Origin of the sequence: Saccharothrix sp. ALI-22-I (assembly GCF_001984175.1) — a bacterium.
Lineage (GTDB): Bacteria > Actinomycetota > Actinomycetes > Mycobacteriales > Pseudonocardiaceae > Actinosynnema.
In genome coordinates, this window is record NZ_MTQP01000054.1 from 26,258 (window position 1) to 50,597 (window position 24,340).

The window sequence follows — 24,340 nt, forward strand, 5'->3', positions numbered from 1 at the left end:
AATCCCGACCAGCGGGCCTAGTCGTGCCCAGGCGCGACCGCCGTGCGTGTCCCCGTAACGGGGGACAGGCACGGCGGCCGAAGACCGGCAAGAGTCGTCACCGTGATCAAGGCTGATCGGGAACGGGGCGACTTGACATGACGGGAAGTTCTGCGTGGGCTATCGTCGAATCGGTCGGGAGCAGCCGGCTCGCGCTGTCGGACACCGACGCGGCGCGGATGAACGCCAGTGCCGACCGGCTCGCCGAGGCGCTGGCCGCGGACGCCCCCGTCTACGGGCTCACCAGCGGCTTCGGGCCGCTGGTGCGGTTTCCCGCGGGTGTGGACGACAACGCGCAAGGGCTGAACCTGGTCCACCACCTCGCCGCGGGGCAGGGACCGCCGCTCGACCTCGCGACCACCCGCCTGACGCTGGGGTTGCGGCTGGCCGGCATGAAGCGCGGGTACTCCGGCATCACCCCTTCCTCGTGGTCGGCGTTGGCGGAGGTGTTCAACGCGGGCTTCACCCCGGTCGTGCCGGCGAAGGGCAGCGTCAGCGCCAGCGGCGACCTGCTGCCGCTGGCGCACGCCGCCCTGGGGTTCGCGGGCCACGGCCACGCCTGGCGCGTCACCGACGGCGAACCGGTGGTGGTGCCGGCCGCCGAGGAGTTGACCCGGCTCGGCCTGCGTCCGGTCCGCTGGGGCGCCCGCGACGCGCTCGCCTTCGTCAACGGCAGCAGTGCCAGCCTCGCCGCCGCCCTGCGCAACCACGTCGCCCTGCTCCGGTCGTCGTGGGCGGCGGCCGTGCTCACCGGGCGGCTGGTCGACGTGTTCGGCGCCTCGACCGAGCCGTACGCCGACGACGTCGTGGACGCGCGGGGCGGTTTCCCCGGCCACGCGCGGGCGGTCGAGTGGATCCGCACCCAGTTGTCCGACGAGACACCGGCGGCGAAAGCCCGCTCCCTCCAGGAGCCGTACTCGCTCAGGTGCGCGCCCCAGGTCATCGGGTCGGTGCTGGACCAGCTGTGGTCGAGTGAAGAGCTGCTGGTCCGGGAAGCCGAGGCCTGCTCCGACAACCCCGTGATCTCGGCGACGGCGGTGCTGCACGCGGGCAACTTCCACGCCGTCAACACCGGGCTGGTCTCCGACCTGCACGCCGTGCTGGCCCATCAGCTGGCTTTCCTGGCCGAGCGGCAGCTGGCCCTGGTGGTCGACCCGGCGTCCAACGGGGGTCTGCCCGCGTTGCTCGCCTCGACCCCCGGCGCGACGAGCGGGTTGGCCGGGGTGCAGATCGCGGCCAGCGCGATGGTCTCGGAGGTGCGCCAGAAGGCACTGCCGGCGACCACGACCGCTCTGCCGACGAACTTGTCCAACCAGGACATCGTGCCCATGTCACTCGTCGGCGCGCTGCGGACGGCGGAACAGGTGGAGCTGGTCGAGCTGGTCGTCGCCTCGCTCGGCCTGGCCGCCGCCCAAGCGCAGCACGCCCTGGGGCTCCGGCCGGTGACCGGGTTGTGGGCGGAGGTCTTGGCGGCCAGCCCGCGGTTGGCCGCCGACCGGCCGCTGTCGACGGAGGTCCACCGGGTCCGGGACCTGCTGGCCCGCCACGCCACCGACGCCCTCACGGGCACCGGGGGCCACGCCCGATGAACGTCCTGGGGATCGGCGGTTCCGTCCACGACTTCTCCTGCTGCCTGGTGGTGGATGGAACCGTGGTCGTCGCGATCGAGGAGGAACGGCTTTCCAGGGTCAAGTACCACCCCCTGGGGCGCATCTCCACCGACCAGTTCCGGTTGCGGGGCATCCAGTACTGCCTGGACGCGGCGGGCCTGACCCTCGACGACGTCGACCAGGTGGTCGGCAACGACCTGATATTCCCGGCGGTGCTGCGCGGTCTTCCCGACGTGCGGTTGATCAACCACCACCTCGCCCACGCGGCGTCGTCGTTCTACCTGTCCCCGCACTCCGAGGCGGCCGTCCTGGTGATGGACGGGTTCGGTTCGATGACCGACGGCCGGGCCGAGACCACGAGCCACTTCCTCGCCGGGGACGACGGCATCCGGCTGCTGCACTGGGACACCGGCGCCGTCGTGCGCAAAGATGAGCGGCTGCCGTTCAGCTGGGCCAACTTCGACTTCGTGGAAGACTCCGCCGGTGTCCTCTACAGCCACGTCACCGACCTCATCGGCTTCGGGGAGTACGAAGAGGGCAAGACGATGGGGTTGGCCGCGTACGGCAAGGCCGACGATGCGGCCGAACTCGGCCGCATCGTCGCGGTGGACGACGAGGGGCGCATCCGGTTCGGCCGTGCCGAACGCGACGCGCTCGACGCGGTGCACCACTCGATGATGGCGGTGGCGCGCACGGACGCCGACGTGTTCGCGGTCCGGGCCGCCTTCGCCGCGGCGGTCCAGTCGTTGCTGGAGGAGGTCGTGCTGCGTCAGGCACGGTCCATCCACGAGCGCACGGGCGCCGACGTGCTGTGCGTGTCAGGTGGCGTGTTCATGAACTGCCCGGCCAACTACCGGCTGGTGACCGAAGGGCCGTTCCGGGAGGTGTTCCTGCACGGCGCGTGCGGTGACAACGGCACCAGCATCGGCGCCGCGCTGCACGGCTACCACGCCGGTTCGGGCCTTCATCGGACGCCGATGACCCGACCTGTCACCTACACCGGTCGCACTTACGGCGAGGACGACCACGTCCGCGCGCTGGAAGAACATCGGGACCGGCTCGTGTTCCGGCGCTCGCCCGACATCGCCGCGGAGACCGCCGAGGTCTTGGCCGCGGGCGGTGTCGTGGGGTGGTTCCAGGGCGGTTCGGAGTTCGGCGCACGGGCTCTCGGGAACCGCAGCATCCTGGCCGATCCGCGCGACCCCGGCATCAAGGACAGGCTGAACCTGGTGGTCAAAGGACGTGAGGCGTTCCGGCCGTTCGCCCCGTCGGTGCTCTTCGAGCGGCAGGGCGAGTACTACGACATCACGGTGGAATCCACGCACATGTGCCTCAACGCGATGAGCCGCGACGACGGCCCGGCGTTGCCCGGTGTCACCCATGTCGACGGCAGCGCCCGCATCCAGTCGGTGCGCGCCGACGTCAACCCCCTCTACCACCGGTTGATCTCCCGCTTCGCCGAGCTCACCGGTGTCGGCGTCGTCCTCAACACCTCGTTCAACGAGCGGGAACCGATCGTGGAGACACCGGAACAGGCCGTGGACTGCTTCCTGCGAACCGATATCGACCGGCTCGCGCTCGGCCCGTTCATGGTCTCGAAGGCATGACCGCGGTGGGGCCCGGTCGGGTGGCACGTGTGGTCGGTCGTCTGCGCCGCCGCGGCGAGGTGCGCTTCTTCGAGGTGTTGGGACGCGCGGCACCGGGGCTCGCCGGGGTCTGGTTCGGGCTGCTCGTGGTCCGGGCGGTGCTCCCGGTGGCGTTCGTGCTGTCGATGAGCGGCGTCGTGGCCGCCGTGATCGGGGGCGAGGGCGTCGCCGGGCGGCTGGTCGTGCTGGGTGTGGTGTTCATCGCGATGCACGTGACGCCACCGCTGTACGCCGAGGTGGGGCTGAACCTCGGCGACCGGACGGCCGACTGGCTGAACCAGCGGCTGATGGCCATCACGATCCGGCCGGAGGGCATCGCCCACCTGGAACGGTCGGATCACGCGTCGCAGTTGGTCCGGGCCAGGGACTTCGACCTCGCCCTGTCCGGGCCGCCGATGTCGGTGGCGATGGGGTTCATCGCGTCCGGCCTGGTGCAGTTGGCGAGCGGCATCGGCATGTGCGCGTTGCTGTTCGGCTACCACTGGTGGGTGCCGCCGCTGCTGGGCGGGGCGTGGGGCGCGACCCACTGGCTGTTGCGGGACAGCGCGGTGTGGCGCGGCAGGCTGTCCGACGAGGCGACCTCCGCGCAGCGCGAGGCCGAGTACCGCTACCGGGTCGCGGTCGACGCGCCCGCCGCGAAGGAGATCAGGATCTTCGGGCTGGCGGACTGGCTGGTCGAGTCGTTCGCCACGCAGCGCCGCCTGCTCATGCGCCTCAGGCTGGAGGCGACCCGCCTGGACCGGCGTGGGCTGGGGTGGTCGCTGCTCGTGCTGACCGTCGCCCACGTGCCGGTCTTCGTCGCGCTCGCCGGTGACATCACCGGCAACCGGGTCGGCTTGGCGCAGGCCATGGTGTTCGTGCTGGCCACCATCGGCGCGAGCGGCATCGCCTTCGGCGGGCTGAACTCCGCGCTGTCGATGTGCGGCCAGGTCGTGGACAGCGTGTTCACCCTCGAACGGGACATGGCGCCCGACGGCGACCTGTCCTCCGGCACCCGGTCGGCCGACGGCCTGCCGGCGCACGAGATCCGGTTCCGCGACGTCCACTTCGGCTACGGTCCCGACGGGCAGGACGTGCTGCGCGGTCTGGACCTGGTCATCCCCGCGGGCAAGGCCGTGGCCGTGGTGGGGCTCAACGGTGCGGGGAAGACGACGATCGCCAAGCTGCTGGCCCGGCTCTACGACCCCGACCGGGGTGCGGTGGAGGTCGACGGTGTCGACCTCCGCGAGTTCGACATCGCCGACTGGCGGCGCCGCCTCAGCGTCATCTACCAGGACTTCGTCCGGTTCGAAGCGTCCCTGCGCGACAACGTCAGCCCGGCCGGCGCCCCTGAGGAGTTCATCACCGAGGCGTTGGCCACCGCCGGCGCGGCCGGGGTCGCCGACCTCGACGCGGTGCTCGGCCGGGGGTACGACAACAGCACGGAGCTGTCGGGCGGGCAGTGGCAGCGGGTGGCCATCGCCCGGGCCCTGTGCGCGGTGCGCATGGGCGCGGGCGTCGTCGTGCTCGACGAGCCGACCGCCCAGATCGACGTGCGCGCGGAGCTGGAGCTGTTCAACCGCCTGCTCGCCGCGACCGAGTCGTGCACCCGGATCCTGGTGTCCCACCGCTTCGCCACCGTGCGCAAAGCGGACCTCATCCACGTGGTGGAGCACGGGCGCGTGGTCGAATCCGGCACCCACGACGAGTTGATGGCGGCCGGTGGCCGCTACCGGACGATGTTCGACCTCCAAGCCGCCCGGTTCGACGAGGAGCAGGATGTCCCGACACAGTGACGAGCTACCACCCGCGCTGCGCTCCCTGTGGCGTTCGCTCAAGTTCGGCTACCGGGTAGAGCCGAAGTTCCTCGTGCTGTCGTGCGGGTTGACCATCTGCGGCGTGATCCCCGACGTGGCCGTGGTCTTCGCCCTCAAGCTGCTCGCCGACGGCGTGGCCAGGGGCGATCGCACGCTGGCGTACACCGCCTGCCTCGTGGTGGGTGCGCTGACGGTGGCCATCTGGCTGTTGTCGGTGGGCTCCGGACGGGCGGTGCAGGGGTTCGCCGACCGGATCACGGTGGCCTTGGAGTCGCACGTCGCGCACCTCCAGGCCGCGGCGCCCGGACTGGCCCACCACGAACGCCCCGAGTACCTGGACCGGCTCGCGGTCCTGCGCAACCAGGTGTTCGCGCTCAACCACCTCTACGGCTCCTTGTTCTCGACCGCCGCCTCCGTCGTCCGCGTGGCGCTGACCCTGGCGCTGTTGGTCTCGGTCCACCCGGCGCTGGCGCTGCTCGGCTTGGCGGCGCTGCCGGGCGTGGCGGTGTCCGGGTGGCGTGCGGAGAAGATCAGGACGGCCCAGGAACGAGCCGCCCAGCACGGCCGGCGCGCCCGCCACCTGTTCGTCCTGGCGACCACCGCCGGACCGGCCAAGGAACTGCGCGTGGCCGGGCTCGGCGACGTGGTGCGGGCCCGGCAGCGCGAGGCCCGCGAGCGCTGGTACCGGGCGGTGTCGGCGATGCGGTGGCGCGGCGCCGCCTGGCAGTCGGCGACGTGGCTGCTGTTCGGCCTCACCTACGGTGCGGCGCTGTGGTACGTCGCCGTCGCGCTGAACGCCCCCGCCGGGGACGTGGTGATCGTGCTCGTCGCGGGCAGCCGGGTGTCCCAGTACGTGGCGGACCTGGTCGCGGAGGCGAACTTCCTGCGAGGTGACTGGCTGGGCGCGTCCCGCCGGTTGGCCTGGCTGGAGGACTACGCGGCCGACCAGCAACGCGACCAGGGCAGCGGGACGCCACCCGAGCGCCTGCGCACCGGCATCCGCTTCGAAGGTGTGTCGTTCACCTACCCCGGCACCGACCGGCAGGTCCTGCGCGACGTCGACCTGACCCTGCCCGCCGGGACGACCGTGGCGGTGGTCGGCGAGAACGGTGCGGGCAAGACGACGTTGATCAAGCTCCTGTGCCGGTTCTACGAGCCGACCAGCGGCCGGATCACGATCGACGGCGACGACCTCGCCGGCTACCACGCCCGGGCCTGGCGGGAGCGGATCACCGGCACCTTCCAGGACTTCTTCCGGTTCGAGTTCACCGCCAAGCGCTCGGTGGGCGTGGGCAACCTGCCGGTGGCGGACGACGCCGCCGCAGTGTGGCCCGCCATCGACCGCGCGGGGGCGCGCGGCGTCGTGGACGGTCTGCCGGCCGGCCTGGACACCCGCTTGGGCGCCACCTGGGACGGCGGTGTGGACCTGTCGTTCGGCCAGTGGCAGAAGATCGGTGTCGCCCGCGGTTCCATGCGCACCGATGCCTTGGTGCGCGTGCTGGACGAACCCACCTCCGCCTTGGACGCGGAGACCGAGCACGAGCTGTTCGAGCGCTACGCGGAGGAAGCCGCCTCGGACTCGAGGCACCGGACAGGTGCGATCACCGTCCTGGTGTCCCACCGGTTCTCGACAGTGCGGATGGCCGACCTGATCGTCGTGCTCAACGGCGCGGAAGTGCTCGAGGTCGGCAGCCACGAAGAGCTCATGGCGCGTGGAGGCACGTATGCGGAGCTCTACAGCCTGCAAGCCCGTTCATACCACTGAGACGCCGCCGATCACGGCCGGCAGGTGCCACCGCACCGGTTGAGGAGCTTCAAGATGGACGCGCACTTCCCCGCCGAACCTCCCGCTGTCGTAGAGCACTTCCTGTCCGTCTACATGGAGGCGCCGGACATCACCGCGCTCACGGTGCAGCGCCACGACCACTGCGCCGCGCTGTGGCGGCGCGAGGGCGACGTGATCACGCTCCAGCGGTACTGGGAGTTCGAGCGCGTCACCGGCTTGAAGCACCACCGCCTGCCGCTGCGCGAAGCGGAGGACGCGCGCGCGTTCCTCGACGTGCTGCTCGCCGAGGAAGGCCTGTCGCTCGACGACATGTCCGAGGTGTGGGGCACGCCCCACCTGGAAACCGACCGGGGGTTCGCCGGTCGCCAGGTGGGCAAGGGGCAGTCCGTCCACAGCACGTCGCACCTGTTCTCCGCGATCGGGCTGGACTGGCGGTTGCTGCGGGAGGGCCGGATCCTCGGCTTGGCCCTGGACGCCGGTCCGGACCTCCAACTGGACGAGGACCTGCCCGAGTCGATCTACTCGGGCTGCATCGTCGACCGGGGCACGATCACGACCTTCCCGGTCGAGTCGCCCGCGCCGCTGTGGATGCTCGCCCGCGGCCGGTTCAAGCAGGAGGAGGGCACCCTCATGGCGCTGTCCTCCGCCACCACGTGCACGGTCGACTTCGACGTCGAATCCCTGGTCGACACGTTGCCGTTCTGGACGCAGGCCGAGGTCTTCCACAGCTCGGACGTGCTGCTGGACCGACTCGTGGACGTGGTGACCGCCGCACTGGCCACCCCTGGAGGTCGTGTCCTGGCCCGGTACGACGAACGGTTCGACCACGGGGAGAACCTGCGCGGTGCGGTGATGAAGCTGGTGGATCGGGCTTCCTGGGTGGTGGTGGACCGCAACATCGAGCACATCAGGGAGGAGCACGGCCTCGACCTGACCGAGATGCACTTGGCGATCTGCGGCGGCTTCGCCCTCAACTGCCCGAACAACACGCGGCTGATGAACAAGTACGGGTTCGCCTCCCTGTCGGCGCCACCGTGCGCCAACGACGGCGGGCAGGCGTTGGGGCTGGGCATCATGGCCCTGCACGACCGCGGATTGACCGGCCGGTCCGACTTCCGCCTGGCCGACGCGTTCCACGGCCGCGAGATCCGTGACCTGGACCGGGCGCTGGAGGAGTTCGGGGCGGTCGTCGACGACGTGTCGCCGCTCGACCTGGAGCAGGTGTGCGCGGACCTGGTCGACCACCCGATCGCCTGGGTGCAGGGTCGGGCCGAGATCGGGCCGCGTGCGCTGGGGCACCGCAGCCTGCTCGGCGACCCCCGTTCCGCACGGACCAAGGACATCCTCAACGAGGTGAAGTTGCGCCAGTGGTGGCGTCCCGTGGCGCCGATCGTGCTGGAGGAGCACGTCGGCGAGTGGTTCCGGGAGAACCGCAGCTCGCCGTACATGCTGGAGGTGTTCGCCAGTCGCGACGAGGTGCGAGGTGCGATACCCGCGGTGCTGCACTTGGACGGAACGGCGCGGATCCAGACGGTGGGACCCGACGACGACCCGGTGCTGCGGCGGCTGCTCACCACGTTCCACCACCGCACCGGCGTGCCGATCCTGGCCAACACCTCGTTGAACGACAAGGGTGAGCCGCTGGTGGACACAGCGGCCCAGGTGCTCAACTTCTGCGTCCGGAAGGGCGTGCCCGTCGCCTACGTCGGTGACGTGCGCATCCGTCTGCGTCCCGACGCCGATCAGGTGCTGCGTCTCGACGGCCCGCACCCCCGTGCCGCCGAACGCTTCGAACACGACGCCGAGCGCTGGCAACAACTGTGGTCGGAGTGGACCGCCCTCGGGTTGAGCCCGGAGGCGTTGTTCGTCTACTCGTGGAACCCGCGGCTGCGCAACACGGTCGACCCGTTCACCTCCGCCGGTCAGCGGGTGCTGCGCATCGCGTCGTCCACGTTCATCGACCGGGTCAGCAGTCGTGAACGCCGATTCGTGCACCACCTGACCCACTTCTACGGCCCCGAGGCGAATCCCCTGCTCTCCGACTCGGCGGAGAGCCTCATCGGCGGCGGCTGAGCCAATCGCCTGACGCCACCGTTGCCATCACCGGTCCGACAAGATGATCATCCGCAGCGGCTACACATTCCTCATGGGCAGCACGACAAATTTCGCGCAGGCAGTCGATGTGGCACCCGCATTGGCGCAGACGCCGGGCATGGTGATCGAGGGCTGATCTGCCCGCCGGCGGGATAGGCAGCCGCGGCCGATCGGTAGCCCTCGACCCGCCCGACTCCGGTGCCGCCACCACCCGCAGTCGCAGCACTTCCCACACGGCTGGCAACGGACCGATCACCGCCGCCCGCCTCATCGACCGCACCGACACACCCAGCCGATTCGAGCGGTGAGAGGGGTGTTCGTCGACCTGATCTGCCTGCCCCGCGGGGCGCTGCGACGTCCCGTTCGCCATGCTCCGCAACAAGACCTGCGCAGGATCTGCTGTCACCTGCCTGGCGACCCACCACTGGAGACCGCCGTCACCACAACGCTCGACCGTTGACGCTGCCCGCACGCCTGCGTACGGTCGGTATATATCGGGGGGCAGTACGAAACTTTCGAACGGGGATCATGAAACACGACCGCCCTGACGAACACCGACTTCTTCGGCACCCCTTCATTGAGGGTTCGTCGAGGTCGATGCCGCGCTCTGCGGCTTTCGGAAACAGAGTTCGCGACACACGGTCGGAGTCGATTGATGGTCAACGTTGATCTGTTCGCCAGCATGCCCGTCTACCTCTACGGATTGACCAGTGCGTTGAGTCGTCGCGGGCTTCGGGTGATCGGCGCGAAAGAATCAGCTGCGGAAGGTTTGTCCCCGCATTCCGATGTCGTTGTGGTAGACGTCAACGTGCTTCAGGGCTGCGATCCCGCCGACTTCATCACCGCTGCGGCCACCGTGGCACCGGTCGTGCTGATGGTCGACGAATTGGAGGTCGATTCGTCAGACGTCTACACAGGCGCAGGTGTGCGCGTCGTGACCAGCCTGAGGACCGGTATCGACGACCTGGTCCAATTGATCACCGACACCGCCGGGACCGGGTGCCACGAACACGCACCCGAAGACCCCAAATTTCCCACTCTGTCACAACGCGAAGAACAAGTCCTGCGCCACGTCGCACGGGGACTCACCCACGGCCAGATCGCCAGGATTCTCGGCATCAGCCAGCACACGGTGGACACCTACATCAAGCGCATCAGAACAAAGATGACGTTGGGCAACAAGGCCGAACTGACCCGAGCGGCCTTGGAGTACGAGGCAGCCCTCACCTGAAGCCGCTTGCGAAACACCTCCGCGTGGCGCAACAAGATCGGGCCGGCCGGGGGGGTCGACCTCGTAGTTGCGCACCTCCAACAGCTCCGAGACCCATACCCCGGTGGAGATCCAGAAGGCCACCAGTGCCCGATCCCGGTTCGACGACAGGCGTCGGCAACTCGCGGGTCCTGTCCCCGACAAGCCCGCGGATCGGCTCTGGTTCGCCGCCCTCCCCGGGCTGGTGGATCGTCGGCGTTGGCCAGAGGTCTTCCCCGTCACGCCGAGCACCGTGCTCGCCTGGCACCACAAGCTCGTGGCCCGCAAGTGGAATCACACCGCGCGGCGACGCACCGGGCGTCCACCGACACGAGCGGTGATCAAGTCGCGGTCAAGTCCTGGGGCGTGGTGTAACGAGGGCGGTCACCGGTGATCCGGTTATCGGTCAGGCGGTGAGTGCGGCGGGTGTGGTGTCCTCCTGTTCGGTGGAATCGGTGGTGGTGGTCGTGCGGGAGCGGGCGAGGACGTCCAGGCCGAGGTAGCGGCGGCCTTCGATCCATTCGTCGTGTTGCTCGGCGAGCACGGCGCCGACCAGGCGGACGATCGCGGCGCGGTCGGGGAAGATGCCGACCACGTCGGTGCGGCGGCGGATCTCCTTGTTGAGTCGTTCCTGGGGTTGTTCGACCAGATCTGGCGCCAGATCTGTTTCGGGAACGCGGTGAACGCCGGCAGATCCGCCCGCGCGGCGTCGAGGTGATCGGCTACCTTCGGCAGCTTCTCCGCCAGGGTGTCGAGCATGCGATCGTATTGCGCGGCAACGGATTCGGCGTCGGCCTGGTCGAAGACCGAGTGCAGCAGGGTGCGCACCCAGGGCCAGGAGGACTTCGGGCAGACCGACATCAGGTTGACCGTGTAATGGGTGCGGCACCGTTGCCGGCTCGCGCCCGGCAGGGTGGCGCCGATCGCCGCGACCAGGCCGGCGTGGGCGTCGGAGGTGACCAGCTTGACGCCGGTCAGGCCGCGGGCCAGCAGGTCGCGGAAGAACGCCGGCCAACCGGCGCCGTCCTCGCCGGAGGTCACCTGGACGCCGAGGATCTCGCGGTAGCCCTCGGCGTTGACACCGGTGGCGATCAGGCAGTGCACGTTGACCACACGACCGTTCTCCCGCACCTTGAGCACGAGCGCGTCGGCGGCGACGAACGTGTACGGGCCCTGGTCGAGAGGGCGGGTGCGGAACGCCTCGACCTGGGCGTCCAGGTCACGGGCCATCATCGACACCTGCGACTTGGACAGGCCGGCAATGCCGAGGGACTCGACGAGCTTCTCCACCCGCCGGGTCGACACGCCGAACTAGCCTGGTGAAGGGCATGGAGTTCGACAACGTCGTGGTGGTTGAGCCGTCCCACGTCGCCGCGATGGACAAGCGCCTGCTGTACGTGGCCCTGACCCGCCCGATCTCCCACCTGACCCTGATCCACACCACCCCGCTGCCCGCCGCACTCGGGTGAGCGCCGGCCGGCGAGCCTCGTTTCGGCCGGTCGTGGGCATGTGGGTAGGTGCCTTCGGCCGGATGTGGTCCAGCGGGAGGAGCGCGTGCCCGACAACCGCCGGAAGTGCCCGCCGTTCCTCCGGGCAGTGTGGGATCAGCAGGCCGTGATCGCGAAAAGGGCGGCTCGTCAGCTCCTGGTTCCGGGCGGTGACCGGGAGCTGCGTGAGAACGAGCGCGGCTGGTGGTGTCGAATCGGCACGGCGAGTGGCCTGCCGTTCGCAATAGTTCGTCCGGACCGAATGGCCCGTTGACAGCGGCGCTGGACGACACCCAGGACAACGGTGCACGGGCGCGGTGGTCCGGTAGCCGCGAGCTGCCGAAACCCGAGTTGGTCACCGCCTTGTTCCGCGGCGCTGTCGGCTTCCGGGAATCCGGCGAACAGAGCAATCCGCAGCTTCCCCGGATATAATAATTCGGCCATGCCGGCCTTGCGCGTGGTGCGTCGTGCCGAACGATCAACGACCTTTCGGCGGTACCGCGACCTCGGGTCGTCGAGTTCTATAGAGCCGTCCGACCAGATCGACGACTTCTCTCTGCCGGGAGGAATAATGATCACGGCGACACTTCGACGCATCGGCACGACGGTGGCCATGACTGCTGTCATTGCCGCATTGGTCGTAATGGGCAGACCGGCCGCCGAGGCGCGCCCGGTCGACTCGATCGCCATAGCTGACCAGGGCCCTGGCATCAGCAGCCTGCACAGGTCGTGGGCGTGCGACGTGCCGGCCGGGTACACTTATTCGACCGTGCGGATCAATACTCGGTGCGCATGGCGTTATGAGTACTACCTGCTCGATGCGGTGAACTACGACCTCACCGGTACGTACGCCTGCTGGATTCCGTCCGGCTATACGTACACGGCCTCACGTCTGTGGAGCAACTGTTCCACCAATGGTTCCAGCTACGAATACCGACTCGCCAAGCTCTGACCTCATTCGACTTCCCGTCAATGGCTTTGGCCGGCGCACGCTTTGTCGTACACCACTTGCGGTGACCACGAACGTTTGCCGGGTTGGTCAGGCCGCTCGTGGTCGGCCCCAGCGTTGGTGGCGTTCGCTGCGGATGCGTGCTCGTTCGCGGCGTTGGGCGGCGAGGACGTCGGGGTGGCGGGCGTTGGCGTTGCGCCGGCGCAGGTGCGCTTGGAGTTCGCGGGCGAGGGCCGTGTGGTTGGGGTGGTTCGAGCCCGCGATGACGAACGTCCGCAGCGGCCCGAACCGGGGCTCGATCGGGTTGGCCCAGGAGGCGTAGGTCGGCGTCAGGCAGATCTCGACGTTGTTGGCGGTGGCCCACGTGAGGATCTTGGGAATCTTGTTCGCGGACAGGTTGTCCATGATCACGTAGATCGGTGCGCCGTCGGGTCTGGCCGCTCTGATCGACTTGAGGGCGGCCAGGCTGTGGTCGCCGCCTTTGCGCCGTCGGGTGACGCCCCAGAGTTTGTCGTCGCCGATGGAGAAGCAGCCGTGGAAGTAGCGGATGCCGTGTGTGCGGCGGTAGGTCGCCGGCAGCCGGCCGGGCCTGGTTCTCGGTGCCCAGCCGGAGCCGTGGTGCGGGCGGATCGACAGAGGTCCGAACTGGTCGAAGGCGAAACAGCGCTTCGGGAACCTGGTGAGTACCTCGTCGATGCGGTCGAGTTTGGCGTCGAAGTCCGGATCGTTGGAGGTCTTCCAGGTCCGGGTGCGCTGGAAGCTGATGCCGTGTCGGTGCAGGATCTGCCGGAGTCGTTCCCTGCCGATGTGGACCCGGCGTTGGGGTTGCGGTGCAGATGGGCGGCGAGTTTGCGTAGGCTCCAGCGGGTGAAGGGCAGGCCCACCCTCACGGGGCGGGCCTTGGCCGTCGCCACGACGAACGCTTCGTCGTCTTGGCTGATCAGGCGGGGACGGCCTCCCGCCCATCTAGGGTCCAGAGCCGCCAGGCCACGGGCGTTGAAGTCGTGGATCACGTCCCGCACCGTGTCGGCGTCCGCGGCGACCAGCCGGGCGATCGGCGGCGCGGGGGTCCCGGACGACGAGGCCAGGATGATCATCGCCCGCCGCATCCGGATCGTGCCCTGCTTACCCCGACGAACGTACTGAAGCAGGCGACGGCCCTCGTCCTCGGTTAATCGACGTGCTCTGACCGGCTCGGACATGACCCACTTCCATGCTCGGCGGCAACTACCTCACCACCGAGCATGAGATCACCACGAGCCGGAGTCGGGGAGCTTGTCCGGCGTGTCCGCGACCCGGTGAACGTATGTGGTCACCGCACTCCGTGCGCGTGTCCACCGAACTGGTCGCCTCGTCCGGGGTCAGCAGCGACGGGTTTGTGCCAAGCACGCCCCCGAAGCAGACAGCGGCCATTGACGTGACACCGTAGAGCGGTCCAGCCGCCGGCCCCTCCCCCGCCTCTCCGGAAGAGAGCTGTGGCTGCTGAAATCGTCATGGCGCGCTGCCACGGCGGGCCACGGATCGACCGATGCGTCTACGCCGGTGGGGCCAGGTGCCCGGTCAGAGCCGTGGTGATGGCGACGGCACCCAGCCAGCCGTCCTGCTCGATGGCATCGGCCGGCAGGTCGATCACCAGCAGAGGGTCGTTGCCGGTGAGGTCGATGGCGCCCGCTTCGGGATAGGCACGCAGTTGTCGTGCCCCTGGGCGGATCGGCACCACGGCACGTTTCCCGTCCAGGACGACCAGCAGGCCGAGCACCTGTTCGTCGCTCTCGGCGGGGTCGACGTGGACGTGGCCGATCTCGGAGGCGACGCCGCGTTGGGCCAGCAACGCCACGACAGCTCGGGCCAGGGTGTCGCTGACCGCGATGATCCGCGACCGGCGGGTGATCTCGACCAAGCGCTCGCCGGGCGTGATCGCACCAGGCCGCCCATTCTCGTCCCGGCCGGTTACGGGGGCGGGTGTGAGCTGCCGGAACGCCTCCCGCGCTTCCTGATCCAACCGGTCCGGTTCGACCGCAACGGCCTTCGCCACAGGGCACTCCACTCACCTGAATTCGAGCAATGCTCACATAGCTTACGAGCAGCGGGCCCAACTCTGATCCAGCGATCGCGGTGCCGCGACGTCATCTCCCCACACCGTCGAGGCCGGACGGCCCTGGAGGCACTCGACGCAGAGCCGCACGCGCCCCGGGCAGCACGGCACCGAGTCGTTGATCCGGTGTCCTCGGCGTCGCCGAACGCGACCACCAGGGCGGCGCGACGGAGACAGGTGTCCGGAAAGTGCTCTGCCCCGGGTTCCGTGGAGTCGGGTTACCGGACCGAAGCGATCGGGCCATGATCGGCGCAGGGTTGTCGTGGAGTCGGTGATCGCCCGCTCGTGTCCGGTGACCTGCCGATACCGTGCCCGGTCATGACCTCTCCGGCAGCGTCACCGGCACGCACCGCGGTGGAGTCGGTCGCCGAGACGGCCGCACGGGTGCGCGCTACCGGTCCCGGCGACACTGCCTCGGCGCTCCCGGCCGCCTCGGACACCGTCACGCCAGGACGACGAGGCCGGCCCCCGGCCGGAAACGGCGGTCACGGGAACAACAGGACCCGCCCGCGCGACGGTGCCTGACGAGCGGGTGGTGCTCATCGACCTGGAGAACATGGTCGGCACCAACCCCGGACCCCCGGTGCCGCGGTCCCGGGTGACCGCTCTGCTGGACGCGGTCGGGCCCCGCCATCACACCGTGGTCTCCTACGCCGCATCCGACGCCGACAGCGACACGGCCGCTTCCGTCCCGGCCGCACTCGGCGTGGCGCCACCGCGGGTGGAACCCGACCCCGACACCGCCGAGAACGCTCCGATCAAACACGCCACCCGCATGCAGGCCAGCGGGCGCACCCCGTGCACCGTCCGCTCCGGCGACCGGGCGTTCGCCACCCCCGCCGACGTCGGGAACACCCGCCCGGACATCCCTGCCCGGCAAGGACAACCGGTCGCGACCCGACCGGCCGACGTCGCACACGGCATCCGCGAACCGCCCCGACCGGACCGGACCGGACCAGACCAGACCACCACGGCAGGCACAGCTCCGCCGACCCCGGCCGTGAACGGTAACGACCTCCCACGCGCACCAGCCACTCCCTCCAGCCGGTTGACGCCGCACCTGTCGCTGTCGGTCGGGGCAATACCGGTCGGCATCGGCGTCGCGCTCGGGCAACGCCCGGCCGATCCGGTACTTCCACGCCGTCAGCAGCACACCGACCGAGGTGGCGCACACGTCCGGATCGCGGGTGCGAAGGTGGAGTCGATGAGGGTGTTCACGACGAAGACCGGATACCTGACGCGGCAGGACCGGGCTACGGATCGCATCGAGGTGGCAGCCCCCGATCCCCCGGCACCCGCTCATCCGCGCCGCCACCACCGATTCGCCGTCGGCGGCCAGGACGTGGCCCGGGCCTCACCCCACCGGGACACCGCTCGCCCGGATGACTGGATTCGGTCTGCACTGAAGCGATGATGATCGTTACACCGAGCCTGGACGAGGACTGCCCGCCGTCACCCCGGAGGCGACCCAACGAGCGTCTATTCCAGACGATCGGCTTCTGCTGCACAGGATGCCGCAACCGACCAGAACGGGATACGGCCGATGTCCCGCGGAAGCGATCGAGATGCAGCGCGCGTCGGTCATACGAACCGCGCGCCGGCGGTGATCAATTCCGCGGCCTCGGTCCGGGCGGCTTCCTCGGTCCGTCGTCGGTCGGTCCGACAATTCGGGCATGGACGGCGTAGACCGCTGCTACCGGGGTTCCGGTCGTGGCCCTTGAGATGGCAACGGGGGCACGGCACGAGCGTGCCGGAGCCGTCGTCGACATAGCGTTCCTGTGGCGTGGGGCCGTCGCAGCGCCCGCACCACGCGGGCCAGTCGACAGGGTCGGGACGGTGACCCGGTCGCGGCGTCGGACCGCGACGAGAGGCAGGAAGTGTTGTTCGGCGGTCGGCCGGCGCACTGGGGTGGTCCTGTGGGTGTGGTGCCTGCGGTGATGCGGGGCGCGGCGGCCATGGGGATGGTGTACCGGTTTCGGCGCCGTCCGCCGCCGGGCTCAATGGTGATGTGGCCCTGGCTGTGCAGCCGCTTGAGGCGGCGCTGGACCGTGCGTTCGTCCAGCCGTGTCTTGCGGGACAGGTCCGCCACCGAGGGCCAGGCGTTGCGTCCCTGATCGTCGGCGGCGTCGGCGATCGCCAGCAACAGCAGCAGATCCGTGCCCGCGACCTCGGCGTGCTCCCACACCCAGGTCATCACGCGGATACTCATCCGGGCTCACCGGGAAGGCGCACCGCCTGTGGCGGCGAATTCACCGCTATTCTCCGACACACCCTCCGGCATCGTCGCCGAACCCATTCCCCCGCGCACCGACCGCAGTCCGACAGCCCTCGCTTCGGAATGCCGCTGCCTTGTTGCCGCCACCCGACTTCACGTCCCCGGTTTGCTTCGTCCGGGCATCGTCACACAGGTCGCACCGGAAGTCAAAGTTTCCAATGAACGAAAGCCGCCCGAACGCCTGGATTCACGCCGGTATTTCAATGAGTGAAATGGGTTCGACCGGAATGCGCCGCTGCGGTGCGAGCCGGCGTCGGGAGCGTCGATCGCCGAGTTGTCCACACCCCCGGCAGATTGCCACAGCTGTGCCGCCCGTTACGTCCAATCCCGTCCTATCCCTTGTGCTGGCCGGCACCGGATACCGTTCGTGGACGCACCTCCGGCGGTGCCTGTCGCACGCCCGGCGACCCGGATATCGGTCAGCGTTGCTCCGAGCAGCCGGACGCCGTACGCGGCCACGCGTCGTCGACCTGTGGCGGCACGAAGTCCCGACCGACGATCACGTCACCGGCGATCAGGTGGACGGTGCCCGCACGGCAGTCGTCAAGGGTGCGCACGGCGACGGCTCGGTTCAAGACGATCAGAACCCTCGGCGTCGCCGGGTCGGCCGAGGCGCGTTCGTGACTACAAGCAGATCAACCGGCTCCAAGTCGGCTACCCCGGCAGCTTCACCCACATCCCAAGGAAACGCCCAACGCCCGCCCGAACGACCCCACGGCATTACCGCACGGTAGGTATAGTGCGGTCGGAGCTGAACGTTCGTTTCGGAGTGCAGGCGACATTTCGCCTCTGGCAATCGGATGGGAAACCCCAAGATGGTTCAGAAGACCATCGTCGAGCTGATCGACGACCTGGACGGCGGCGCGGCCGACGAGAGCATCACGTTCGGTCTTGACGGAGTCGAGTACACCATCGACCTCTCGGAAGGCAACGCCCGGAAGCTGCGCGAGGTGCTCGAGCCGTTCGTCGGGCACGCGCGCCGGGCCGGTGGACGCAAGCAGCGGCCGACTGCCCGCACCGCGGTCAAGGCCGGTGGTGACCGGGAACAGAACCAGGCCATCCGCGAGTGGGCCCGGCAGGAGGGGCACGACGTGTCCGAACGCGGCCGCATCCCGCAGGGCCTGATCGTCAGGTTCCAGGAAGCGCACACCTCCTGAGCCACCCCGCGGTTCCGCTGCGCACGGAGACCCCGGTGCGCAGCAGAACCACGGCACCGGTTTCCGCGGACCCGCCCGCCGGGTTCTCACCCCACCGGCGGAATGTCGGACCCGTGGCCGTTCGGCACGGTGGTAAGCGTGCCCGATCAACGCCTCGAAGCCCTCCTCTCATCGATCTCACCAACCGTGTTGCCGCCATGGTGGGCGATCGGACCGGCAGCGTTGCACCAGGCGTTGGTGACCTTCGACGGACAGCGGAGCCGGTTGAGATCCGCGACGAGTACGACAACCTCACAACCCGGCTCGACTACAGCCCGACCGCCCCACGCCGCCGGATCGCCGCACTCGTCCAACCCCACGCCGGCACCGCCCAGGCCGAGCCCGGCCGCCAAGCCGTCACCGCCGAGTGGTGGGCGTTCACGTATGAGCCGATCCGGGCGCGCGAGCGCGTCGAGCACGACGGCCGCACCTTCGCCGTGGACGGCGAACCCGAACGCTGGGAACCCCGGGCCCGGCCGGGTGCACTACGAGACCGACCTGACCCACGTGGAGGCTGGCCGACTGCGTCGTGCGGGACGACACTTTCCTGCGGCGATGGAGGGAGGCGGACTCTTCCAGCGGCGACCTCGCCGTGCTGCACGCGCTGTCGTTGGTTTTCCGGGCGTGGGAGGTGCGGGGTGGGGCACGCGCCGCGCAGACCGGTCAGTCCCAGTTCGACGGGTTCCGCCGCCTGCTGACCCAGGCAGAGGTCGCAGCCCGCCAGGCGGCGCAGGCCCTGCCCGCAGACCCCACCCCGTGGATGACGCTGGCGATGCTGGCCCGCGGCCTTTCCTACGACCACGACCGGTTCGGCGCGGTGTGGGACCAGTTGGTCGCACGCGACCCACACCACCGGTCCGGACACGTGCAGGCCTTGCAGTACTGGTGCCGCAAGTGGCGCGGCTCGCACGAGCTGATGTGCGACTTCGCGACCCGCGCCGCAGCCACCTCCCCCGCGCTGGCCGCGCTGCCGCTGATGGCCGCCCTCGAAGGAGTCGGTGACGAACCGAAGGTGTGGCGCTCACCGATGGTCCGCGACGCCCTGGACATCCTGCTGCCGCGGTTGGCCGGCGAAGGAGCCGCAACGCAGGCCCAGCGTGACGACCGCGGGCTGGCGATCACCGCCCTGATCGCCTGCAAACGCCACGACGAGGCGGTCGACCAGTTCCGTGTGCTCGGGCCGCACGCTGACGGCGAGCCGTGGCGCAGCTACTTCGCCAGCGCCCGCCGCGGCTTCCTCCAAGGCCGCATCGAGGCGTGCAAGGGCGCCCGCAAACCCTCCTGACCCCAGCGGGCGCCCTTCCCGAGTCGATCCGTCGCGGCTGCCACACGGAACCGTGCCGGCGTGCACCGGGGCCGACGTCCCGGCGTGCGGCGGTGCGCCGTCCGCGCAGGGCCTACTGCGCTACACGCCCGTACCGGGCATCACGATGTCCACGCTGCAACAGCCGCAAGGTCAGTCCAGAATGGACTTGTCCGCCAGTCCCGTGATCGCGTCCTCGACCTGGTGGCTCGGCGGCGTGTTCCCGGCGCACACGTACAGTGCTGCTTCCCAGTCCCTCGGGCCAGGGAACACGCTCAAGCGTGCCCACAGCATCTGCTCGACCTCGGTGCACCGCTCGTAGCTCCAGATCAGCAGGGTGGTCGGGGTGTCGTGGTTGGTCTGGCCGTTGCGGTTCCGCAGGGGCGGCGTGACATCGGTGGACCTGGCGGCGATCGCCGGAGCGGTGTTGTCGCCGATGGGGCGTTCCCGGTTCCGATCACGCCCGCCGCTCGCGGTCTATCGGGGCGGCGTGTACGGCGCCCGCTACGTGTGGCTCAACGGTCGCTTCTTCGAGGACACCGTCACAACGGTGCCGCTGACCGGTTGCTTCCACATCAGCGTCCTCGGTGCCCACACCGACGAGGACACCCGCCTGATGGACCTGCTTACGGCGTCGCCAAGATCGCAGCGGTGGGCGGACTCGACACTGTCATGGCGGGAACGGTCGCCGCTGGTCGCTGAGAGCGTCTACGCGGTCGTGTCCCCGAAAGCGGGGCACTCACTCGAACGGGTGGTTCTGACGCGTGCGCGGCCGGGTCGTGGTATTCCCGCGTGCCGCGCACAGCACCATGGGCGCCATGGGCAAGGGGAAGCGCATCAAGTTGCAGCGGCGCCTGCGTCAGGCTGCCGAGCGAACGCCGGACGGCGGCTCGGGTCATGGGCCGGCGGCGAGTCCGTGGGACACCTGGCTCGATGCCAGGGCGCAAGGACGGGACGCCGACGCGCTGGCCGGGTTGGCGCTCACGCCGTTTCGGGTGACGGAGACGGGACCGGGTGCACTGCGGCGCGAACCCTGGGAAGCCCGGCTCGGCACGCTCGCGCGGGAGCGTCGCATGACTGTCGCCGACCTCGCCGAGTTCCTGAGGTCGGAGGTGGCGGCTGGCCGACTGCGGTGGGACGCGGACGCGCTACTGGCCACCGTCGAGGTGAAGCCCGAACTCAACCTGGTGCTGATCGACGACGTTCTGCGGGTGTATCCACACCGCTACGTGTTCGACGCGCGTTGTGTGGCCAAGACCAGCGCCGGAAAGCGCTGCCGCAACACACTCGCCCACAGTCAGCCGGGGCCGTGGAGCGTCTGGGAGTTGCCCGGCGAAAAAGCCGCGTACGTGCAGGGGTTCGATCTCGACGGCCCGGACCTGTTTGTCGGTAGAGACGGAACCGCCGAAGCACTGAAGGCGCGTTTCCTGAAGCAGCGGTGCTTCCTGCATCGTGATTCGACCGAGGTCGCGGCCGCCCCGGAATGGGAGATGTTCGACCTCGATGTGCGCCGACCGCGACTGTGGCTGCTCGATCACCGGCGGTTGGCGGGCGCGAACATCCTTCCGCTGCCGTGGCTGGCCGATGTCGCGCAGGCCTTTCACAACCGCCGAAGCAGTGTGTCGACAATGGAATGCACGGTCTAGTACTCCAGTGAGAGTTCAGGGTTTGAGCTGGGGGGATGCCGGGGGAAGGTGTGAGACGGCCGCCGTGATCATTGTCGTTGTGAGGCAACAGAAGAGCACGAGGGCCGTCGAGGCGAGTGTAGCGGCGGGTCGTTGGAAGTCCGGCCTGGAGTCGCTGCTCGCCAGGACCGCTAGAGCGTTCCGGCGCGTCGAGTCCCGCAGGAACGCGAGACTCCTGGTAACCGCGATGATGGCGCACTTGGATCGGCGCAACTGCCGGACGCTCGCCGAGGCCGCCGGCGAGGCCGGCCCATGGCGGTTCCAGCACCTGCTCTCGCGCGCGACGTGGGACGACGCACAGGTCCGGTCCGAGATTCGAGCGTGGGTGTCCGAACACCTCGGCGACGGGCCGCGGGTGCTGGCGGTCGATGAGACCGGCGATGTCAAGAAAGGCGCTTCGACGGTCGGGTCCAGCGGCAGTACTCGGGGACAGCCGGGCGTATAGAGAACTGCCAGATCGCCGTCTACCTCGCCCTCGCCACCGCGGCCGGGCACGCTGCGGTCGATGTCCGCCTCTACCTGCCCCAGGTGTGGGCCGACGATCCCGAGCGGCGCGCGGCGGCCGGGATCCCGACCAGGTTGCCTTGCAGACCAAGCCCGAACTGGCTGCCGACATGATCGAGGCGGCGCTCGATGCCGGAATCGGCGCGGACTTCGCGGTCGGCGACGAGGCCTACGGCGTCAACCCCGCCCTGCGCGAACGCCTCGAAGCGCGCGGCCTGTCCTATGTGCCGGCCGTGGCGACCACCACCCCGGTCATGCTCGGGACCGGCAAGGCCACCGCCAAGGCCGCCCTCGCCCAGGTCCCCGCATCCGCGTGGCAGACCCGCTCGGCCGGAGCGGGCGCGAAAGGGCTGCGGTTGTATGAGTGGGCCTGGGTCGACCTGGTGCCCGAGTGCAGCGGGCACGCGCATCTACTGGCCCGCCGCAACCGCCGTACCGGCGAACTCGCCTATTACCTGACCTGGACCACCGCGCCGGTCCCGCTCCAGACACTGGTCACCGTCGCCGGGATGCGCTGGAAGATCGAGGAGACCTTCCAGGGCGCCAAGGAACTCGCCGGACTCGATGAGCACCAGGTCCGCACCTGGACCTCGTGGCACCGCTGGGTCACCCTCGCGATGCTCGCCTACGCCTTCCTCGCCGTCACCCGGACCAACGAGGCCGACCGGGCCGGGCGCGGCATGATCGCCTTGACCTGCAACGAGATCCGGCACCTGCTGGTCTGCGCGATCGCACCCGCGATCGGTTGGGAGCACCGCCTGCGCTGGTCCATATGGCGGCGACGCCATCAGGCCACCGCGAAGCGGCTCCACTACCAGCGGCAACTCACCCTCACAGCATGAAACCCGAACCCTCGACTGGAGCACTAGCCGATCCGGCGCAGGTCCCGCACCTCGGGTTGGGGCTGGAATCCGGCAGCGCGGTAGGTGGCAACGGCTGCGGTGTTGGCGCCTTCGGCGCACACGGTCGCGCTGGACGCACCCATGTCACGCAGGGCCGCCGCGGCGGCGATCGCGATCGCCTTGCCGTAACCGTGTCCCTGATGATCGCGGTGCACGCCGAGGGGTTCGACCAGGCCGGGTTTCCCCGGGCCCGCCGACCAGACGGTCGTGGCCGCGACCGCCTCGCCCCGGTCGTTGTACCCGACCAGGCATCGGGCATCGGCGTACGGCGTCCCGGCGGACATGGCCCGCCACCGCTCCGCGCTGAACTTCGACCCGGCGAACGCCCCGCGGTGCACCGCGACCCGGTCCTCGACCCGCTCGGGTCCGACCACCTCGATCCGCACGCCGCTGTCCGCCACGGGCTCGCTCAGGTCGCGCACCATCGGGATCCACGGCTCATCCAGTTCCCAGCCGTCCTCTTGCAGCACTTCCCGGAATCGGCCCTCCCAGAGCGCTTCGACATGGGCCTTGTCCTCCGACAAGACGCCGCGTTCGGGCCTTGTCACGTCGTCGGCCATCTGCCGGGCGAGCGCTTCGTCCTCTCGCGCTTCCGGCTCGATGGCCAGCCGCACCAGGTCGGGGCCGTCGACCAGGCCGACGCCGAGGATCCGGCCCTCACGACGCCACGTTCGCAACGCCGCGGCGGTCACCTCCGGGCCGAACTGCCAGTAGAACCCGACGTCCCCCGAATGCAGCTGCATCGGGGCTCCTTCGCGCCGCCACTCCGCTAGAGCGCGGACAACCGCGTCCAGGTCGCCAGCGCCCGGCGTGCTCAACAAGATAGACATCACGTGATCAAACACGGCCGCACCTGACGCGTCCCAACGATTTTCCACCAAGCGACCGCAGAGCGGCTCAACTACCAGGGACAACACGTGCGCACCGTATGAACCGAACTTACAACTGGAGTACTAGTCCCGTGCGCCCGACGCCCTCAGCGCGGGCGGGACTCGGGTCATGGTCCCGGTGACGCGGGGCTCGGGGCTGATGGCCGACCGTTGCGGTCGCCCGCGCTCGGCCTGTGCTCCAGGATCCCGTCGGTGACGGCGACCGCACCCGCACCACCGGTTCGCGTGGGACTCCCTGGTCGGCCACATCCCGCGCCCGGCAGGCCCGCGCCGTACCTCACGGCCGCGACGATCGACCTGATCACCCGCGGCCGCGGCCTCGCTGATGCGGTCGACCTCCGGCAACCGCCGGGCTTGGTCGGCGTGCCGTGCGCCGGTCGAGCCCGGCGGTGACACTTTCCTGATGTCGTCGGCGGATCCGACCGGGTCGCACGTCCTCGCGATCTCCCACCACGCGGTGTCGGCAAGGCCCTGCCGGCCCGCGCCGACCCCGCTTTCGTGCGCGACTACGCCGAACGCCCGCTGCCCCGCTTCACCCCGTACACCATCACCGACCCGGCACGTCTGCTGCGCGAACTGCGTGCGACGGCCGAACGCGGCTACGCCGTGACCAACGAGGAAATGAGCCTCGGCTCCTGCTCGGTAGCCGTGGCCATCCCCTCCGACGGCTACCCGCACGCCGGCGCCCTGGGCATCGTGGTCCGCTCCGTGCGTCCGGACCTGGCCCGCCTCGTCCCCGACCTGCGCGCGGCGGCCGAGGCGATCGCCCGGAAGCTGGACGAGGCGACCACCGTCTGAACACTCGCAGCCACCCTCGACGGGCGGAGAGGATTC

General features: G+C 69.6%; 18 protein-coding genes and 4 pseudogenes. 14 read left to right on the forward strand and 8 right to left on the reverse strand.

Annotated elements, in window-relative coordinates:
• Nucleotides 1–137: 137 nt before the first annotated feature.
• The 6 genes from ALI22I_RS13560 (at nt 138) to ALI22I_RS52390 (ending at nt 10,202) form a co-directional block, all read left to right on the forward strand.
• Nucleotides 138–1,628: an aromatic amino acid ammonia-lyase gene (locus ALI22I_RS13560; protein WP_077005850.1), complete on the forward strand. Its 1,491-nt coding sequence runs from the start codon at nt 138–140 to the stop codon at nt 1,626–1,628.
• Nucleotides 1,625–3,256: a carbamoyltransferase family protein gene (locus ALI22I_RS13565; RefSeq protein WP_077005851.1), complete on the forward strand. Its 1,632-nt coding sequence runs from the start codon at nt 1,625–1,627 to the stop codon at nt 3,254–3,256. The genes ALI22I_RS13560 and ALI22I_RS13565 overlap by 4 nt, the downstream gene beginning before the upstream one ends.
• Nucleotides 3,253–5,070, forward strand: a complete 1,818-nt coding sequence (locus ALI22I_RS13570) for an ABC transporter ATP-binding protein (protein ID WP_077005852.1) — start codon at nt 3,253–3,255, stop codon at nt 5,068–5,070. The genes ALI22I_RS13565 and ALI22I_RS13570 overlap by 4 nt, the downstream gene beginning before the upstream one ends.
• Nucleotides 5,054–6,856, forward strand: a complete 1,803-nt coding sequence (locus tag ALI22I_RS13575) for an ABC transporter ATP-binding protein (RefSeq protein WP_077005853.1) — start codon at nt 5,054–5,056, stop codon at nt 6,854–6,856. The genes ALI22I_RS13570 and ALI22I_RS13575 overlap by 17 nt, the downstream gene beginning before the upstream one ends.
• Nucleotides 6,857–6,910: 54 nt before the next feature.
• Nucleotides 6,911–8,950: a carbamoyltransferase C-terminal domain-containing protein gene (locus ALI22I_RS13580; RefSeq protein WP_077005854.1), complete on the forward strand. Its 2,040-nt coding sequence runs from the start codon at nt 6,911–6,913 to the stop codon at nt 8,948–8,950.
• A gap of 676 nt (nt 8,951–9,626) precedes the next feature.
• Nucleotides 9,627–10,202 (forward strand): helix-turn-helix transcriptional regulator, encoded by a 576-nt coding sequence (locus ALI22I_RS52390; protein ID WP_202970950.1) that lies wholly within the window; start codon nt 9,627–9,629, stop codon nt 10,200–10,202.
• A gap of 424 nt (nt 10,203–10,626) precedes the next feature.
• Here the strand turns inward: ALI22I_RS52390 and ALI22I_RS13590 are convergent.
• Nucleotides 10,627–11,528: pseudogene (locus ALI22I_RS13590) on the reverse strand (IS256 family transposase); the annotation flags it as partial.
• A 20-nt stretch (nt 11,529–11,548) separates the two neighbouring features.
• On the opposite strand from ALI22I_RS13590, the gene ALI22I_RS13595 reads away from it, so the two are divergent.
• Nucleotides 11,549–11,689 carry an ATP-binding domain-containing protein gene (locus ALI22I_RS13595; protein ID WP_083751709.1) on the forward strand — a complete coding sequence of 47 codons (141 nt, stop codon included), beginning with the start codon at nt 11,549–11,551 and terminating at the stop codon, nt 11,687–11,689.
• A gap of 460 nt (nt 11,690–12,149) precedes the next feature.
• Nucleotides 12,150–12,659, forward strand: coding sequence for a hypothetical protein (locus ALI22I_RS13600; protein ID WP_143532176.1), 510 nt, complete (start codon nt 12,150–12,152; stop codon nt 12,657–12,659).
• A gap of 87 nt (nt 12,660–12,746) precedes the next feature.
• Here the strand turns inward: ALI22I_RS13600 and ALI22I_RS13605 are convergent.
• Nucleotides 12,747–13,858: pseudogene (locus ALI22I_RS13605) on the reverse strand (IS630 family transposase).
• A gap of 332 nt (nt 13,859–14,190) precedes the next feature.
• Entirely contained in the window at nt 14,191–14,691 is a 501-nt protein-coding gene (locus ALI22I_RS13610) for a hypothetical protein (protein WP_077005856.1), read from the reverse strand.
• Nucleotides 14,692–15,268: 577 nt separating this feature from the next.
• Between ALI22I_RS13610 and ALI22I_RS13615 the strand changes: the two genes are divergently transcribed.
• Entirely contained in the window at nt 15,269–16,165 is an 897-nt protein-coding gene (locus ALI22I_RS13615) for a hypothetical protein (RefSeq protein ID WP_143532177.1), read from the forward strand.
• 279 nt (nt 16,166–16,444) lie between these two features.
• Here ALI22I_RS13615 and ALI22I_RS13620 read toward each other — a convergent pair whose 3' ends face one another.
• Together ALI22I_RS13620 and ALI22I_RS50760 are read right to left on the reverse strand one after the other, a co-directional pair.
• The gene (locus tag ALI22I_RS13620) at nt 16,445–16,960 is read right to left on the reverse strand and encodes a helix-turn-helix transcriptional regulator (RefSeq protein ID WP_083751692.1); all 516 of its coding nucleotides are present in this window, start codon (nt 16,958–16,960) and stop codon (nt 16,445–16,447) included.
• Nucleotides 16,961–17,445: 485 nt separating this feature from the next.
• Entirely contained in the window at nt 17,446–17,583 is a 138-nt protein-coding gene (locus ALI22I_RS50760) for a hypothetical protein (protein ID WP_179118221.1), read from the reverse strand.
• A 258-nt stretch (nt 17,584–17,841) separates the two neighbouring features.
• On the opposite strand from ALI22I_RS50760, the gene ALI22I_RS13625 reads away from it, so the two are divergent.
• Nucleotides 17,842–18,183 (forward strand): histone-like nucleoid-structuring protein Lsr2, encoded by a 342-nt coding sequence (locus tag ALI22I_RS13625; protein ID WP_077005969.1) that lies wholly within the window; start codon nt 17,842–17,844, stop codon nt 18,181–18,183.
• A gap of 146 nt (nt 18,184–18,329) precedes the next feature.
• Here the strand turns inward: ALI22I_RS13625 and ALI22I_RS49135 are convergent, their stop codons facing one another.
• Nucleotides 18,330–18,641, reverse strand: coding sequence for a hypothetical protein (locus ALI22I_RS49135; RefSeq protein ID WP_143532178.1), 312 nt, complete (start codon nt 18,639–18,641; stop codon nt 18,330–18,332).
• A 110-nt stretch (nt 18,642–18,751) separates the two neighbouring features.
• On the opposite strand from ALI22I_RS49135, the gene ALI22I_RS13630 reads away from it, so the two are divergent.
• Complete coding sequence (locus ALI22I_RS13630; RefSeq protein ID WP_077005859.1) at nt 18,752–19,507, forward strand: hypothetical protein; 756 nt, start codon at nt 18,752–18,754, stop codon at nt 19,505–19,507.
• Nucleotides 19,508–19,678: 171 nt separating this feature from the next.
• On the opposite strand, the gene ALI22I_RS50765 is transcribed toward ALI22I_RS13630, so the two are convergent.
• Complete coding sequence (locus ALI22I_RS50765) at nt 19,679–19,819, reverse strand: hypothetical protein (RefSeq protein WP_179118222.1); 141 nt, start codon at nt 19,817–19,819, stop codon at nt 19,679–19,681.
• Between the two features lie 524 nt (nt 19,820–20,343).
• On the opposite strand from ALI22I_RS50765, the gene ALI22I_RS13640 reads away from it, so the two are divergent.
• Together ALI22I_RS13640 and ALI22I_RS13645 are read left to right on the forward strand one after the other, a co-directional pair.
• Nucleotides 20,344–21,171, forward strand: a complete 828-nt coding sequence (locus ALI22I_RS13640) for a hypothetical protein (protein ID WP_143532179.1) — start codon at nt 20,344–20,346, stop codon at nt 21,169–21,171.
• Nucleotides 21,172–21,400: 229 nt separating this feature from the next.
• A pseudogene (locus tag ALI22I_RS13645) lies at nt 21,401–22,556 on the forward strand (IS701 family transposase).
• 23 nt (nt 22,557–22,579) lie between these two features.
• On the opposite strand, the gene ALI22I_RS13650 reads toward ALI22I_RS13645, so the two are convergent.
• The gene (locus ALI22I_RS13650) at nt 22,580–23,359 is read right to left on the reverse strand and encodes a GNAT family N-acetyltransferase (protein ID WP_338013489.1); all 780 of its coding nucleotides are present in this window, start codon (nt 23,357–23,359) and stop codon (nt 22,580–22,582) included.
• Between the two features lie 615 nt (nt 23,360–23,974).
• Between ALI22I_RS13650 and ALI22I_RS13655 the strand changes: the two are divergent.
• Nucleotides 23,975–24,304 (forward strand): annotated as a pseudogene (locus ALI22I_RS13655) (IclR family transcriptional regulator domain-containing protein); the annotation flags it as partial.
• Between the last annotated feature and the right edge of the window lie 36 nt (nt 24,305–24,340).

What these genes read in the sequence shown, in the direction of transcription:
- ALI22I_RS13560 (WP_077005850.1), top strand. Translation starts at nt 138, where the DNA reads ATGACGGGAAGTTCTGCGTGGGCTATCGTCGAATCGGTCGGGAGCAGC.
- ALI22I_RS13565 (WP_077005851.1), top strand. Translation starts at nt 1,625, where the DNA reads ATGAACGTCCTGGGGATCGGCGGTTCCGTCCACGACTTCTCCTGCTGC.
- ALI22I_RS13570 (WP_077005852.1), top strand. Translation starts at nt 3,253, where the DNA reads ATGACCGCGGTGGGGCCCGGTCGGGTGGCACGTGTGGTCGGTCGTCTG.
- ALI22I_RS13575 (WP_077005853.1), top strand. Translation starts at nt 5,054, where the DNA reads ATGTCCCGACACAGTGACGAGCTACCACCCGCGCTGCGCTCCCTGTGG.
- ALI22I_RS13580 (WP_077005854.1), top strand. Translation starts at nt 6,911, where the DNA reads ATGGACGCGCACTTCCCCGCCGAACCTCCCGCTGTCGTAGAGCACTTC.
- ALI22I_RS52390 (WP_202970950.1), top strand. Translation starts at nt 9,627, where the DNA reads ATGGTCAACGTTGATCTGTTCGCCAGCATGCCCGTCTACCTCTACGGA.
- ALI22I_RS13595 (WP_083751709.1), top strand. Translation starts at nt 11,549, where the DNA reads ATGGAGTTCGACAACGTCGTGGTGGTTGAGCCGTCCCACGTCGCCGCG.
- ALI22I_RS13600 (WP_143532176.1), top strand. Translation starts at nt 12,150, where the DNA reads ATGCCGGCCTTGCGCGTGGTGCGTCGTGCCGAACGATCAACGACCTTT.
- ALI22I_RS13620 (WP_083751692.1), bottom strand. Translation starts at nt 16,960, where the DNA reads ATGAGTATCCGCGTGATGACCTGGGTGTGGGAGCACGCCGAGGTCGCG.
- ALI22I_RS13625 (WP_077005969.1), top strand. Translation starts at nt 17,842, where the DNA reads ATGGTTCAGAAGACCATCGTCGAGCTGATCGACGACCTGGACGGCGGC.
- ALI22I_RS50765 (WP_179118222.1), bottom strand. Translation starts at nt 19,819, where the DNA reads ATGCTGTGGGCACGCTTGAGCGTGTTCCCTGGCCCGAGGGACTGGGAA.
- ALI22I_RS13640 (WP_143532179.1), top strand. Translation starts at nt 20,344, where the DNA reads ATGGGCAAGGGGAAGCGCATCAAGTTGCAGCGGCGCCTGCGTCAGGCT.
- ALI22I_RS13650 (WP_338013489.1), bottom strand. Translation starts at nt 23,359, where the DNA reads ATGCAGCTGCATTCGGGGGACGTCGGGTTCTACTGGCAGTTCGGCCCG.